This is a genomic window from Pseudomonas sp. CF161, from assembly GCF_000416215.1.
GTDB lineage: Bacteria > Pseudomonadota > Gammaproteobacteria > Pseudomonadales > Pseudomonadaceae > Aquipseudomonas.
In genome coordinates, this window is record NZ_ATLP01000054.1 from 94,401 (window position 1) to 108,060 (window position 13,660).

The window sequence follows — 13,660 nt, forward strand, 5'->3', positions numbered from 1 at the left end:
CCGCGCCGATTCAGAGGTTCAGGCGTTTGTCGATCAGCCCCTCGACCACGCTGGGGTCGGCCAGGGTCGAGGTGTCGCCCAGGCTGTCCAGCTCGTTGCAGGCGATCTTGCGCAGGATACGCCGCATGATCTTGCCCGACCGGGTTTTCGGCAAGGCCGGCGCCCATTGCAGCAGTTCCGGCTTGGCGAAGCTGCCGATTTCCTTGCTGACCAGGGCCAGCAGTTGTTTCTTCAGGTCATCGTTGGCTTCGACCCCGTTCATGGGGGTGACGAAGGCATAGATGCCCTGGCCCTTGAGGTCATGGGGGTAACCGACCACGGCGGCTTCGGCAACGCTGTCATGCAGCACCAGCGCGCTCTCGACCTCGGCGGTGCCGATGCGATGGCCGGAGACGTTGATCACGTCATCGATGCGTCCGGTGATCCAGTAATCGCCGTCCTCGTCGCGGCGCGCGCCGTCACCGGTGAAGTAGTAGCCGGGATAAGGTTTGAAATAGGTATCGACCATGCGCTGCGGGTCGCCATAGACGCTGCGGATCTGCCCAGGCCAACTGGCTTTTATGGCCAGCACGCCGCTGCCGGCGCCGATGATTTCCTTGCCCTGTTCGTCCAGCAGCACGGGCTGTACGCCGAACATGGGTTGGGTGGCGCAGCCAGGCTTGATCCGGGTCGCGCTGACCAGGGGGCTGAGCATGATGCCGCCGGTCTCGGTCTGCCACCAGGTATCGACGATCGGGCAGCGTTGTTCGCCCACCACATTGAAATACCATTCCCAGGCTTCCGGGTTGATCGGTTCGCCGACGCTGCCGAGCAGGCGCAGGCTGCTGCGCGAGGTCTGCTGCAAGGGTTCGGGCCCCTCGCGCATCAAGGCCCGCAGGGCGGTTGGCGCGGTGTAGAAAATATTCACCTGGTGCTTGTCGATGACCTCCCAGAACCGCGAGCTGCTCGGGTAGCTGGGCACGCCCTCGAAGATCAGGGTCGTGGCGCCATTGGCCAGCGGGCCGTAGACGATGTAGCTGTGGCCGGTGACCCAGCCGACATCCGCCGTGCACCAGAAGACTTCGCCGTCGCGGTAGTCGAGCACGTACTTGAAGGTCATGGCCGCCTGCAGCAGGTAACCGCCGGTGGTGTGCAGCACGCCCTTGGGTTTGCCGGTGCTGCCCGAGGTGTAGAGGATAAACAGCGGGTCTTCGGCGTCCATGGGCTCTGGCGGGCAGTCATCGTCGACGCTGCGCAGGGCCTGGTGATACCAGAGGTCGCGGCCTTCGACCCAGTTCACCGGGTTTTGCGTGCGCTCGACCACCACCACGGTACTGACCCCGGGGCAGTTACGCAGGGCTTGGTCGACGTTGTTTTTGAGCGGTACGAACTTGCCGCCGCGTACGCCTTCATCGGCGGTGATGACGGTGCGGCAGTCGGCATCCAGAATCCGGTCGCGCAAGGCATCCGGGGAGAAGCCGCCAAATACCACCGAGTGCACGGCGCCGATTCGGGTGCAGGCGAGCATGGCGTAGGCGGCTTCGGGGATCATCGGCATGTAGATGCACACCCGGTCGCCTTTCTTCACGCCACGGCTTTTCAACACGTTGGCCAGGCGGCACACGTAGTGGTGGAGCTTTTTATAGGTGATCTGCAGCGACTCGGCCGGGTCGTCGCCTTCCCAGAGGATAGCCACCTGATCGCCGCGCTGTTCCAGGTGACGGTCGATGCAGTTGTAGCTGACGTTCAGCTCGGCACCGGCAAACCAGCTGGCGGCCCCGGTTTTCAGGTCATAGCGCTGGACGGTCTGCCACGGTTTGCTCCAGTCGAGAAACCGTGTGGCCTGGTCGGCCCAGAAGGTGCTGGGGTGTTCGATGGATTGGCGGTACAGGCGCTGGTAATCGTCCTGGCTCAGTTGTGCTGCCCGGCGGACGGCATCGGCTTTGGGGAACGTGCTGATATCGAACATGACGGTTCCTTATTCTTGTTTTTGCGACAAGTAATAAAGATGCGCCGAGCGGGGGGAGGGTTCAAGAGGCAGGCCCGCCGTAGCGGTCGAGGCGGTTTGGCCAGGGGCGCAGCAGGTTAGGCCCGGCGCGGCTTGCGGGTGCATGCCGGTTGGCTGTTGGCTTTGTTGCAGGAGGTGAAAGCGTGGCCCGTTGCACAGGCCACGCGAACAACCCGTCAGCCGCGGTGGCGACCGCGGAAGTAGTTGATCAGGCCCTGGGTCGAGGCATCGTCAGCCGGTGTTTCCTCGCTGCCAACCAAGCGGTTGTAGACGCCTTTGCCCAACTCCTTGCCCAGCTCCACGCCCCATTGGTCGAAGGCGTTGATGCCCCACACCACGCTCTGCACGAACACCTTGTGTTCATACAGCGCCACCAGTGCGCCCAGGCGCCGCGGGCTGATGCGCTCGACCACCAGGGTGTTGCTCGGGCGGTTGCCCGGAATCACCTTGTGCGGCGCAAGCTTGTGCACGTCGTCTTCGCTCAGGCCTTTGTCGCGCAGCTCGGTTTCGGCTTCGGCGCGGGTCTTGCCCAGCATCAGTGCCTGGCTTTGCGACAGGCAGTTGGCGTACAGCCACTGGTGGTGGTCGGAGACCGGGTTGAAGCTGACGATCGGCACGATGAAGTCGGCCGGAATCAGTTGGGTGCCTTGGTGCAGCAACTGGTGGTAAGCGTGCTGACCGTTGCAGCCGACGCCGCCCCAGATGACCGGGCCGGTATCGGTGGACACCGGGGTGCCGTCCTGGCGCACGCTCTTGCCGTTGGATTCCATGTCCAGCTGCTGCAAGTGCTTGGTGATGTTACGCAGGTAGTGGTCGTACGGCAGGATCGCGTGGCTCTGCGCGCCCCAGAAGTTGCCGTACCAGACACCGAGCAACGCCAGCAGTACCGGCATGTTCTGTTCGAATGGCGCGCTCTGGAAATGCTGGTCCATGGTGTAGGCACCGGACAGCAGTTCCTTGAAGTTCGACATGCCGATGGCCAGGGCGATCGGCAAACCGATGGCCGACCACAGTGAATAGCGGCCGCCAACCCAGTCCCACATCGGGAAGATGTTTTCTTCGCGGATACCGAACGCCACGGCAGCGGCGTTGTTGCTGGAAACCGCAATGAAGTGACGATACAGCTCGGCTTCCGAGCCACCCTGGGCCAGGTACCAGGCGCGCGCGGCCTGGGCGTTTTTCAGGGTTTCCAGGGTGTTGAAGGATTTCGACGAGACGATGAACAGCGTGGTCTCGGCGCGCAGCTTGAGGGTCAGTTCATGGAACTCACTGCCGTCGATGTTTGCCAAGTAATGGCAGCGCACGCCTTTTTGGGCGTAGGACAGCAGGGCTTCGGAAACCAGTTCCGGGCCCAGGAACGACCCACCGATACCGATGTTCACCACGTCGGTGATCGGTTTTTCGGTGTAGCCACGCCACAGGCCGTCGTGAATGCGACCCACCAGGTCGGTGATCTGATTCAGCACCTTGTGCACGTCAGGCATCACGTTGACGCCATTGACCGACAGTTTGTCGCCTACCGGGCGGCGCAGGGCGGTATGCAGGGCCGGGCGGCCTTCGGAAGAGTTGACCAACTCGCCATTGAACAGCGCCTTGATAGCGTCCTGCAGGCCGACTTCGTCAGCCAGGCCCACCAGCAGGTCGCGGGTTTCGCTGTTGATCAGGTTTTTCGAATAATCAAGAAACAGCCCACAGCTGCTCAGGCTGAAATGATGAAAGCGCTGCGGGTCGGCATTAAAGGCTTCGCGCATGCTGAAATCCTGCATGGCTTGGCGGTGGTCATTCAACGCCTGCCAGGCGGGCAGAGCGGTAACGTCGTGAGGGGTGCGGTAGTACGCCATCGCTGCGGTTTTCCTTTTGCTTGAACTGCCTTTTGGACACTGAAAAGCCCGGAACGTCCTGTTGGATGACAGGCCTCGTTCGGTCGACCCTGCGTCAACACGATAAATCGCGCGGGGCAATTACAGTAACCCTCGCGTGTTGATCTGTCTTGGCTTTGTCTGACCTGTGGCCGGTACTTTTTTATACCGGCGCGCACGGCGGGTGCAACAAAGGGGTGTGGATTGTTAGAAAAGAGTGGGTTCAGGCGACCTGAACCGGGATGGCATTGCTGGTGTGGCTCAGCTCGTTGCCGGGGGCCATGTACAGCATGCGCGGCTGGAAGTTGAGCAGCTCGGCTTCGCTGTAGTGGGCATAGGCGCAGATGATCACCCGATCGCCGACCTTGGCCTTGTGCGCTGCGGCACCGTTGACCGAGATCATGCGCGAGCCGGGCTCGCCGCGAATGGCGTAGGTGGTGAAACGTTCACCATTGTCGACGTTGTAGATCTGGATCTGTTCGTACTCACGGATGCCAGACAGGTCCAGCCATTCGCCATCGATGGCGCAAGAGCCTTCGTAATCGAGCACAGCGTGGGTGACTTCGGCGCGATGCAGCTTGGCCTTGAGCATGATGGCGTGCATGGGGTGTATCCCTTGTCAGATCCTCGGGCGGGGCGCGGCAATAGTGGCTGCGGGCCCCTGGCGGCGGCAGTTTGCCCGAAGGTCCTGCTTCGGGCAATCAGGCTTTTATGCCGTGGCGTCGAGGTTCAGATGCAGGTTGTCGATCAGGCGTGTGGCACCCAGATACGCGGCCGCCAGAATCACCAGGTCACGGTCATCTGCCGTGGCCGGGCGCAGGTTCGTGGCGTGGCGGATCTCCAGGTAATCGGGGCGTAGACCGGCCGCTTCCAGTTGCTGCCGCTGTTCGCCCAGCAGCTTGGGATAGTCCCGTTCGCCCTGCTCGATAGCCTGGGCAATCTGGCTCAGGCTGCGGTACAGCGCCGGGGCGATGGCGCGCTGTTGCTCGTCCAGGTACCCGTTGCGCGAGGACAGTGCCAGGCCGTCGGCAGCCCGTACGGTCGGCTCGCCGATAATCTGGATCGGCATGTTCAGGTCCTGGACCAGGGCGCGAATCACCGCCAGTTGCTGAAAGTCCTTCTGGCCAAACACCGCGAGGTCTGGCTGCACCATGTTGAATAGCTTGCAGACAACGGTCGCCACGCCCTCGAAATGCCCGGGACGACTGGCGCCGCACAGGCCTTCGGAAAGCTGGGGGACGCTGACTCGGGTCTGGCCGCTCATGCCTTCCGGATACACTTCCTCAACGTTGGGGGCGAAGAGCAGATGGCAGCCGGCTTGCAGCAGTTTTTCCTGGTCGGCGGCCAGGGTCCGAGGGTACTTGTCGAGGTCTTCGCCCGCGCCGAATTGCAGGGGGTTGACGAAAATGCTTGCCACCACGAAATCCACTCGCTGCGCCGCCTTGGTCACCAGTGCGGCATGGCCGCTGTGCAGGTTGCCCATGGTCGGGACCAGGCCGATACGCTTGCCTTCGCTACGGGCGCGAGCCACCGCCGCGCGCAGTTCGCGCACAGTTTTAACAGTATTCATGCAGAGAACCCGTGTTCAGCGCCCGGGAAAGTCCCGGCTTTGACTTCATTGACGTAGGCGGTCAGGGCGGACTGGATGCTGTCCTGGCCGGCCATGAAGTTCTTCACGAACTTGGGCGCGCGGCCGCTCAGTGACAGCCCGAGCATGTCATGCATCACCAGAACCTGGCCGTCAGTGGCGCTGCCGGCGCCAATGCCGATCACCGGGATTTTCACCGCCTGGGTGATTTCAGTGGCCAGCTCGCTGGGCACGCATTCGAGCAGCAGCATCGCTGCCCCCGCCTGCTCCAGGGCGATGGCATCCGCGCGCATCTGCCGCGCCTGGTTCTCGTTGCGGCCCTGGACCTTGTACCCACCAAGGATATTCACCGACTGCGGGGTCAGGCCCATGTGCGCGCACACCGGAATGCCGCGCTCGGCCAGCAGGCGAATCGAATCCGCCAGCCACAGTGCACCTTCGACCTTGACCATGTGCGCACCGGCCTGCATCAGCTGGGCGCTGTTGTTGAGGGCCTGTTCGGTGGTGGCATAGGCCATGAAGGGCAGATCGGCCAGGATCAGCGCGCCACTGTTACCGCGTTTGACCGAAGCCACGTGGTAGGCCATTTCGGCGGTGGTGACGGGGAGGGTGCTGTCGTGCCCTTGCAAGACCATGCCGAGGGAGTCGCCCACCAGCAGAACGTCGACGCCCGCTTCGCAGCAGGTGTGGGCGAAGGTGGCGTCATAGCAGGTCAACATGGCGATCTTCTCGCCTTTCTGCTTGAGGTTTTGCAGGGTGGTCAGGGTGATATCCGGCATCAAAAGGGTCCTCATTCAGGCGCTTTGGAAACTACTGCGAGTAACGCGCGTGATTCTTCGTTTATTCAGGCGCACGGTCTTTTGTCGTGCTTATAAGGCCTGGATTGCGCCCTTTAGCGCCAGGTTGGCGGCAACGGGACGCCTATAGTCGTGAGGAGAACTCGGGAAGTCAATTGGATGTGTTACCGCATTGTTACGCCGCGGGTGTTACCGCGGTTACTGATGCGTTTCAGCTGTCAGGCCAGCCGTTCCAGCCCGACAAAAGGGCAGGCCGCGAGGAGTTCGCGCAGGGTTCGGCCGTCGGCCAGTTGCAGGCTTTCCGGAGCCAGTTCCGCCAGGGGGTAGAGGACAAAGGCCCGGGCGTGCATGTGGTAATGCGGAACCTTGAGCCGTGGCTCGTCGATCAGGCGGTCACCGAACAGCAGGATATCCATATCAAGGGTGCGCGGGCCCCAGCGCTCGTTGCGCTCCCGGCCCTGGCTGTTTTCGATGGCTTGCAGCGCATCCAGCAAGGCCAGGGGGGATAGGCGGCTATCAAGCGCCGCGACCGCGTTGGTGTAGCGCGGTTGGCCGGGCAGCAGGGAGTCGCTCTGATAGAAAGACGACACGCCCACCCACTCGGTCTCGGGCAGCTGCGCCAGGGCATCAGCCGCGTTGCGCAGTTGTTGCGTTGGGGCCGCCAGATTGCTGCCCATGCCGATGTAGATGCGCTCCATCAACTTACTCGCCGGACGGACCGGGTGCGCCCGCGCTGCGTTTGCGCTTGGCCCCGCTGCTGCGGCGGCGTTTACGTGGCGCGCCGCTGGCACTGTCATCCTTGCCGCTGAGGTCGCGGATCATGTCGCGGCGTTCGGCATCGTTGGCATCCTGATAATCAGTCCACCACTCGCCCAGGCCATCGGTCTGCTCACCGGCGCTCTCACGCAGCAACAGGAAGTCATAGCCGGCACGAAAGCGCGGGTTGTCCAGTAACTGGTCGGCGCGTTTGCCACTGCGACGTGGCAGGCGCTCCTGCATGTCCCAGATCTCGCGGATCGGCATGGTGAAGCGTTTCGGAATTGCTATGCGCTGGCACTGCTCGGCGATCAGCTCATGTGCCGCTTCCTGCATCGCCGGAATTGGCGGCATGCCGCGTTCCTGCAGGCGCAACACGCGGGCCGGAAGGGCCGGCCAGAGCAGGGCGGCGAAGAGGAAGGCCGGGGTCACCGGTTTGTTCTGCTTGATGCGCAGATCGGTATTGGCCAGGGCTTCGCTGATCAGGGTGTGGGTGTACGTCGGGTTGTATTCCAGGGCCTCGGCGCTGGCCGGGAACAACGGATCGAACAGCTGCAGGTCCACCAGCATCTCAAAGGTGTCTGCCGCGTGACCCGAAAGGAACAGCTTGAGCACTTCCTCGAACAGGCGTGCCGACGGGATCTCCCGCAGCATCGGAGCCAGGTCGCGAATCGGCGCGGCGGTATGCTTCTCGATACCGAAATCCAGCTTGGCCGCGAAGCGCACGGCCCGCAGCATCCGCACCGGGTCTTCCTGGTAGCGTTGCTGAGGGTCGCCGATCAGGCGGATCAGATGATTGCGGATGTCGTGCACGCCATTGGCGTAATCGAGAATGCGCTCGCTGACCGGATCGTAATACAGGGCGTTGATGGTGAAGTCGCGGCGCTGGGCATCTTCTTCGAGGGTGCCGTAGACGTTGTCGCGCAGGATCCGCCCGCTTTCATTACGCGAGGATTGGTTGCTGTCTTCCTCTTCGTCGTTCTGCGGGTGGTTGGCGCGGAAGGTCGCGACCTCGATGATTTCGCGACCAAAATGGATATGCACCAGTTTGAAACGGCGCCCGATGATGCGCGCGTTACGAAACTCTGCCCGCACCTGTTCCGGTGTGGCGCTGGTGGCGACGTCGAAATCCTTGGGCGTGATATTGAGCAGCATGTCGCGCACGCAGCCCCCTACCAGGTACGCCTGATAGCCAGCGTTCTGCAGGCGTTCGACGATGTTCACCGCATAGCGGCTGAACTGGGCGCGTTGCAGCGAATGTTGGCTGCTGTTGAGCACTTCAGGCGTGCTACGGATGTGTTGCGTATGACGCTTGGGCGAACGGAATGACTGGAACAACTTCTTCAGCATGGGATGCACTGTTTGAAGGAATGTTCGGCCATAACGAAGAATGACCGCATGATGGGCCGGGATTCTAGCATTTAGTCGGGGGATGGTGTAGGACGGCGGAGTTTTGAGCTGAAAGCCGTGAGCGGCATGGGTTGGGCGGGGAAAGCTGAATCGCGGAAACTACAAGGGGAGCCGAAGCTCCCCCAGAAGTAGTTGCGTGCTCTATTTTTATTATTGGTTTTGGGCTTCTTGTTTTTGTTTAACGCCCGTGTCACCTGGTTTACCCAGAGTGACCCTCCCAATCGGGAGCCAAGAGCAAACGGATTGCTTTGATCGCTGTGTTGCAATGATCTGATGATCCAACCAGTTCAGGCTCTGCCTTAGGGCAGTTTTTGTTGTTCTCGGCCTGGTTGTGGGGCAAGCCCCAAATACAACGCCTCTCCAAAAGAATCAGTTAGCTGCGCCTCCGCCGTGTTGTTTTTATTATGCGTGAGTCGATTCGTCTTATTTTTATTGTCTTATGCATTGCTTGTTATTGTTCTTGTACCAGACATATAGCAGATGCCGTGCCAACTTTTGTGAGCCCCAATGAAACTGGGGGTTGAGCGGTGTTTTTGGTTTTTTACGGGCAAAAAAAAGCCGGGGCTTCGTTACCTTTAGCCCCGGCTTTTGTTACGTGAAATTGCAGAGGTAACAGTTTTTTCACAAAATCGAGTGTTACCCGCACTCCCTACAGCCAAGGTTCAGCTTTCGCTGGCGACCCCGGTCTTGCGCCGTGGAATGCCCAGGCGCTGGCGCCGTTCCCACAGGCACTTGCGGCTGACGCCCAGTTTGCGCGCCAGTTCGGTCTCGGTCATATGGTCCTGATGCTCAAGCACGAAATGCTGGAAGTAGTCTTCCAGGGACAGATCTTCGGTGGGCTCGTGGCTGGTGGTGTTGGCGCCGCCCTGTTGCGGAGCCAGGCCGATGAAGTCGTCATCGTCCAGGTCGCTCAGTTCGATATCGATCCCCAGCAGCTCGGCAGAAATCTCCGGGCTTTCACACAGGATCACCGCACGCTCGACGGCGTTTTCCAGCTCTCGCACGTTTCCTGGCCAGGAATAATGACGAATGGCCTGCTCGGCGTCCGGGGCAAACCTTAAGTCGGTGCGGCCCACGCGTGCGCTCTGGCGTGCCAGAAAGGCGGTGGCGATCTCGTTGACGTCGGCGCCACGCTCACGCAGTGCGGGCAGCTTGAGGGCAATCACGTGCAGTCGGTAATAAAGGTCTTCACGGAACTGGCCGATCTTGGCCAGGCTCTTGAGGTCCCTGTGGGTTGCAGCGATCAGGCGCACATCCACCTTCTGTGACTGCACCGAGCCGACACGACGGATTTCGCCTTCCTGCAGTACCCGCAACAGGCGCGCCTGGGCTTCCAGGGGCAGCTCGCCGATTTCGTCGAGGAACAGCGTGCCGCCGTCCGCCGCTTCCACCAAGCCCGCGCGCCCGGCGCTGGCCCCGGTGAATGCGCCTTTTTCGTGGCCGAACAGTTCGGACTCGATCAGGGTTTCCGGAATGGCTGCGCAGTTGACCGAAATCATCGGCGCCTTGGCGCGTTTCGACAGATTGTGCAGGGCGCGGGCCACCAGTTCCTTGCCGGTCCCGGATTCGCCCTGGATCAGTACATTGGAGTCGGTCGGGGCGACCTTGCGGATCTTGCTGTACATGTCCTGCATCGGTGGGCATGAGCCGATGATGCCGATCTCGCCATTACTGTTACCGGCGCCGGCTTTCTCGCCGGTATTGGCCGCCTTGCCCACCGGGCGTTCAGCCGGGTTGGCCTGGGCGCTTTGCCGATCACGCAGGATGCGGGCCACAGCCTGGAGCATTTCATCGTGGTCGAAAGGTTTGGCGATGTAGTCCACCGCGCCCATCTTCATTGAGTCAACGGCCGAGCGCAGGCTGGCGTAGCTGGTCATGATCAGCACCGGCGTGCCCTGGCCGAGCTTGATCAGCTCGGTACCGGGGGCGCCCGGCAAGCGCAAATCACTGACGATCAGGTCGAACGTGGGGATGCTGAAACGCTCCTGCGCTTCCTGCACCGAGCCGGCTTCGCTGACCTGGTACTGGTTGCGCTCCAGCAGACGACGCAAGGCGGAGCGGATGATGGTTTCGTCTTCGACGATCAGAATGTGCGGCATTGATTCAATTCTCTCGACGGTCTCAGTTCACAGCGGACGTCGCTTCGACATGACGCGGTAGAGTCACCCGAATACGGGTGCCGCGTTGGCTTTCGGTGTCAGCCGGGCTGTCGATGGTGATTTGTCCATAATGCTCTTCAACGATGGAATAGACCAGTGCAAGGCCCAGTCCGGTGCCTTCGCCAGGATCCTTGGTGGTGAAGAAAGGTTCGAACAATCGATCCATGATGTTCTTCGGAATGCCGCTGCCTTCGTCTTCCACGATCAGATCGATCGTATGTTCCGAGGCCTCGCTTTTCACTCGTACTGCACTGCCCGCCGGTGAGGCGTCGCGGGCGTTGGACAGCAGATTGATCAGAACCTGGGCGAGCCGCTGCGGGTCGCCGTCGACCCAGTGATCGGGGTCGCACAGGTTGAAAAATTGCACTTCGAAATTGCGCCGGTTCAGCGCCAGCAGACCGATGGCATCCTGGGCAACTTCGGCCAGGCAGACCGGCTCGTCGTTGTGCTGATGGCTGCCGGCATGGGCGAAGCTCATCAGCGATTGCACGATGCGCGACACCCGTTTGGTCTGCTCGAGGATCTGCCCGCTGATTTCGGTCAGCTCGCTGTCATCTTCCCGCTCTTCGCGCAGGTTTTGCGCCAGGCAGGCGATACCGGTGATCGGATTGCCAATCTCGTGGGCCACGCCCGCAGCCAGGCGGCCGATGCTGGCCAGGCGCTCGGAGTGCACCAGCTTGTCTTCGAGCATCTGGGTTTCGGTCAGGTCTTCCACCAGCAGTACCAGGCCGCTATTGCCCGGGGCCAGGGGCTCGTCGATGGCAGCCTTGTGCAGGTTGAGCCAGCGGGTCTGGCCGTCGAGGGCCAGGTGCTGTTTGTGCAAATGTTCGTCAGGCAGGTTGATAAAGCCCTGCAGCAGTTCTTTCCAGGGATCGCCAATGGTGCTCAGGCGCGAACCGACCACGTGTTGCGCCGGGATATTGGTCAGCTCCTCCATGGCCTTGTTCCACATCAGGATCTCCTGATCCTTGGCCAGGGAGCAGACCCCCATCGGCAGTTCCTGCAGGGTTTGCCGGTGATAGCGGCGCAAGGCGTCGAGCTCGGCGGCAAGACCTGTGAGGCGCGAGTGGTAATCCTCAAGGCGGCTTTCAATAAAGTGGATGTCTTCGGTGACATAGTTTTCGCCGCTGGCCTTATAGGGCAGGAAGGTCTCGACCATGTCCTGGGCCACGCTGGGGCCCATCAGCCCGGACAGGTTGGCCTCGATGCGGTCGCGCAGGCGGCGCAGGGCGTACGGACGGCGCTCGTCGAAGGGCAGATAAAGGTCGCGCAGGGCCTGCTCGACTTCCTTCTGCGCAGCCTTGGCGCCCAGGGGCTTGGCCAGCTGGGTGGCGAACTCCTGGGGCGAAGCCGCATGCAGTTCACGGCGCTGCGGGCGGCGCACGTTGTCCACCGCGCAGGCTTCGGCGGCGCTGGCCTCTTCGGCGCTGGCGTTGGTGAACAGCGAAATCAGGGTGAACATCAGCACGTTGGCGGCCAGGGAGGCGATCGCCGCCATATGCCAGCTGGTGTCATCCAGCACGTAGATCATGTTCAGCAGCGGAATATAGAAGCCCTGCAAGTTGCCGATCAACGGCAGCAGCATGGTCACCAGCCATACCAGGATCCCCGCCAGCAAGCCGGCGATAAAGCCCCGGCGGTTGGCGGTCGGCCAATACAGTACGGACAGCACGCCGGGCAAGAATTGCAGCGTGGCGACAAAGGCGACGATGCCCAGGTTCGCCAGGTCCTGCTCGGCCCCCAGCAGCAGGTAGAAGGCGTAGCCGGCCATGATGATGGCGACGATCAGCGCGCGACGGGTCCATTTCAGCCAGCGGTAGATATTGCCTTCGGCCGGTGGCTGGTACAGCGGCAGCACCAGGTGGTTCAGGGCCATGCCTGACAGCGCCAGGGTCGTGACGATGATCAGGCCGCTGGCCGCCGACAGCCCGCCGACATAAGCCAGCAGCGCCAAGGCCTTGCTGTTGGCGGCGATGCCGATGCCAAGGGTGAAGTATTCCGGGTTGGTGGTGGCGCCCAGTTTCAAGCCGGCCCAGAGGATCAGCGGCACCGCCAGGCTCATCAGCAACAGGAACAACGGCAGGCCCCAACTGGCGCTGACCAGCGAGCGCGGGTTGAGGTTCTCGGTGAAGGTCATGTGGTACATGTGCGGCATCACAATCGCCGAGGCGAAGAACACCAGCAGCAGGGTACGCCACGGACCTTCCTGCAGCGGGGTGTGCAGGGCGGCAAGGGCGGTCTGGTTCTGCAGGAGCCAGATTTCCAGCTGCTGCGGACCATCGAACACGCCATATAAGGCATAGAGGCCGACGCCGCCGATGGCGATCAGTTTGATCACCGACTCGAAGGCAATGGCGAACACCAGGCCTTCGTGTTTTTCCCGGGTGGCGATATGCCGGGACCCGAAGAAGATGGTGAACAGGGTGATCAGTGCGCAGAAGCTCAGGGCGACCCGATGCTGCACCGGCTCGCGGGTGAGAATGCCAATGGAGTCGGCAACTGCCTGGATTTGCAGCGCCAGCAGCGGCAGCACGCCGATCAGCATGAAAATCGTGGTCAGTGCGCCGGCCCAGGTGCTGCGAAAGCGGAAGGCGAACAGATCGGCCAGGGATGACAGCTGGTAGGTGCGGGTGATTTTCAGGATCGGGTACAGCAGCACCGGCGCCAGCAGAAAGGCCCCGGACACCCCCAGGTAACTGGACAGGAAGCCGTAGCCGTACTGATACGCCAGGCCAACCGTGCCGTAGAACGCCCAGGCACTGGCATAGACCCCGAGGGACAGGGTGTAGGTCAGTGGGTGGCGAATGATCGAGCGCGGGATCATTCCGCGTTCACTGATCCAGGCGACGCCGAACAGCACGGCCAGGTAGGCGGCGCTGATCAGGATCATCTGGGTCAGGCTAAAGCTCATCGGCATCTTTTTGGCTCTGCAGGATGAAGGTCACGACGATCAGAATCAGCCAGAGCAGATACGGGCGATACCAGGCGCCAGTAGCATCGATCCACCAATCCATGATGGCGGGGGAAAACAGATAGATCCCCACTACCAGGAGCAGGACCAAGCGATAGATGTACATCCCGGCCTCTCTTTATTGTGTGCGTGC

At 61.7% G+C, this 13,660-nt stretch carries 10 protein-coding genes; all 10 read right to left on the reverse strand.

Annotated elements, in window-relative coordinates; all coding sequences use genetic code 11:
- Positions 1–10: 10 nt before the first annotated feature.
- Positions 11–1,948 carry an acetate--CoA ligase gene (acs, locus tag CF161_RS10125; protein ID WP_020296485.1) on the reverse strand — a complete coding sequence of 646 codons (1,938 nt, stop codon included), beginning with the start codon at positions 1,946–1,948 and terminating at the stop codon, positions 11–13.
- A gap of 215 nt (positions 1,949–2,163) precedes the next feature.
- Entirely contained in the window at positions 2,164–3,828 is a 1,665-nt protein-coding gene (pgi, locus tag CF161_RS10130) for a glucose-6-phosphate isomerase (RefSeq protein ID WP_020296486.1), read from the reverse strand.
- A gap of 241 nt (positions 3,829–4,069) precedes the next feature.
- Positions 4,070–4,450, reverse strand: a complete 381-nt coding sequence (gene panD, locus CF161_RS10135) for an aspartate 1-decarboxylase (protein WP_020296487.1) — start codon at positions 4,448–4,450, stop codon at positions 4,070–4,072.
- Between the two features lie 105 nt (positions 4,451–4,555).
- A complete protein-coding gene (gene panC / locus CF161_RS10140) occupies positions 4,556–5,416 on the reverse strand; it encodes a pantoate--beta-alanine ligase (RefSeq protein ID WP_043229070.1) in 861 nt (286 codons plus the stop codon).
- Complete coding sequence (panB, locus tag CF161_RS10145; RefSeq protein ID WP_020296489.1) at positions 5,413–6,213, reverse strand: 3-methyl-2-oxobutanoate hydroxymethyltransferase; 801 nt, start codon at positions 6,211–6,213, stop codon at positions 5,413–5,415. Before panB ends, panC begins: the two co-directional genes overlap by 4 nt.
- 236 nt (positions 6,214–6,449) lie before the next feature.
- Complete coding sequence (gene folK, locus CF161_RS10150; protein WP_020296490.1) at positions 6,450–6,929, reverse strand: 2-amino-4-hydroxy-6-hydroxymethyldihydropteridine diphosphokinase; 480 nt, start codon at positions 6,927–6,929, stop codon at positions 6,450–6,452.
- 4 nt (positions 6,930–6,933) lie between these two features.
- Entirely contained in the window at positions 6,934–8,337 is a 1,404-nt protein-coding gene (locus CF161_RS10155) for a polynucleotide adenylyltransferase PcnB (RefSeq protein ID WP_020296491.1), read from the reverse strand.
- Between the two features lie 722 nt (positions 8,338–9,059).
- A complete protein-coding gene (locus CF161_RS10160; RefSeq protein ID WP_020296492.1) occupies positions 9,060–10,496 on the reverse strand; it encodes a sigma-54 dependent transcriptional regulator in 1,437 nt (478 codons plus the stop codon).
- A 22-nt stretch (positions 10,497–10,518) separates the two neighbouring features.
- Complete coding sequence (locus CF161_RS10165; protein ID WP_177326764.1) at positions 10,519–13,473, reverse strand: sensor histidine kinase; 2,955 nt, start codon at positions 13,471–13,473, stop codon at positions 10,519–10,521.
- Positions 13,457–13,633, reverse strand: a complete 177-nt coding sequence (locus CF161_RS32800) for a hypothetical protein (protein WP_003176118.1) — start codon at positions 13,631–13,633, stop codon at positions 13,457–13,459. Before CF161_RS32800 ends, CF161_RS10165 begins: the two co-directional genes overlap by 17 nt.
- Between the last annotated feature and the right edge of the window lie 27 nt (positions 13,634–13,660).

Coding starts and splice junctions, on each gene's coding strand:
- CF161_RS32800 (WP_003176118.1), bottom strand. CDS start 13,633: ATGTACATCTATCGCTTGGTCCTGCTCCTGGTAGTGGGGATCTATCTG.
- CF161_RS10155 (WP_020296491.1), bottom strand. CDS start 8,337: ATGCTGAAGAAGTTGTTCCAGTCATTCCGTTCGCCCAAGCGTCATACG.
- pgi (WP_020296486.1), bottom strand. CDS start 3,828: ATGGCGTACTACCGCACCCCTCACGACGTTACCGCTCTGCCCGCCTGG.
- panD (WP_020296487.1), bottom strand. CDS start 4,450: ATGCACGCCATCATGCTCAAGGCCAAGCTGCATCGCGCCGAAGTCACC.
- CF161_RS10160 (WP_020296492.1), bottom strand. CDS start 10,496: ATGCCGCACATTCTGATCGTCGAAGACGAAACCATCATCCGCTCCGCC.
- folK (WP_020296490.1), bottom strand. CDS start 6,929: ATGGAGCGCATCTACATCGGCATGGGCAGCAATCTGGCGGCCCCAACG.
- CF161_RS10165 (WP_177326764.1), bottom strand. CDS start 13,473: ATGCCGATGAGCTTTAGCCTGACCCAGATGATCCTGATCAGCGCCGCC.
- acs (WP_020296485.1), bottom strand. CDS start 1,948: ATGTTCGATATCAGCACGTTCCCCAAAGCCGATGCCGTCCGCCGGGCA.
- panC (WP_043229070.1), bottom strand. CDS start 5,416: ATGAATACTGTTAAAACTGTGCGCGAACTGCGCGCGGCGGTGGCTCGC.
- panB (WP_020296489.1), bottom strand. CDS start 6,213: ATGCCGGATATCACCCTGACCACCCTGCAAAACCTCAAGCAGAAAGGC.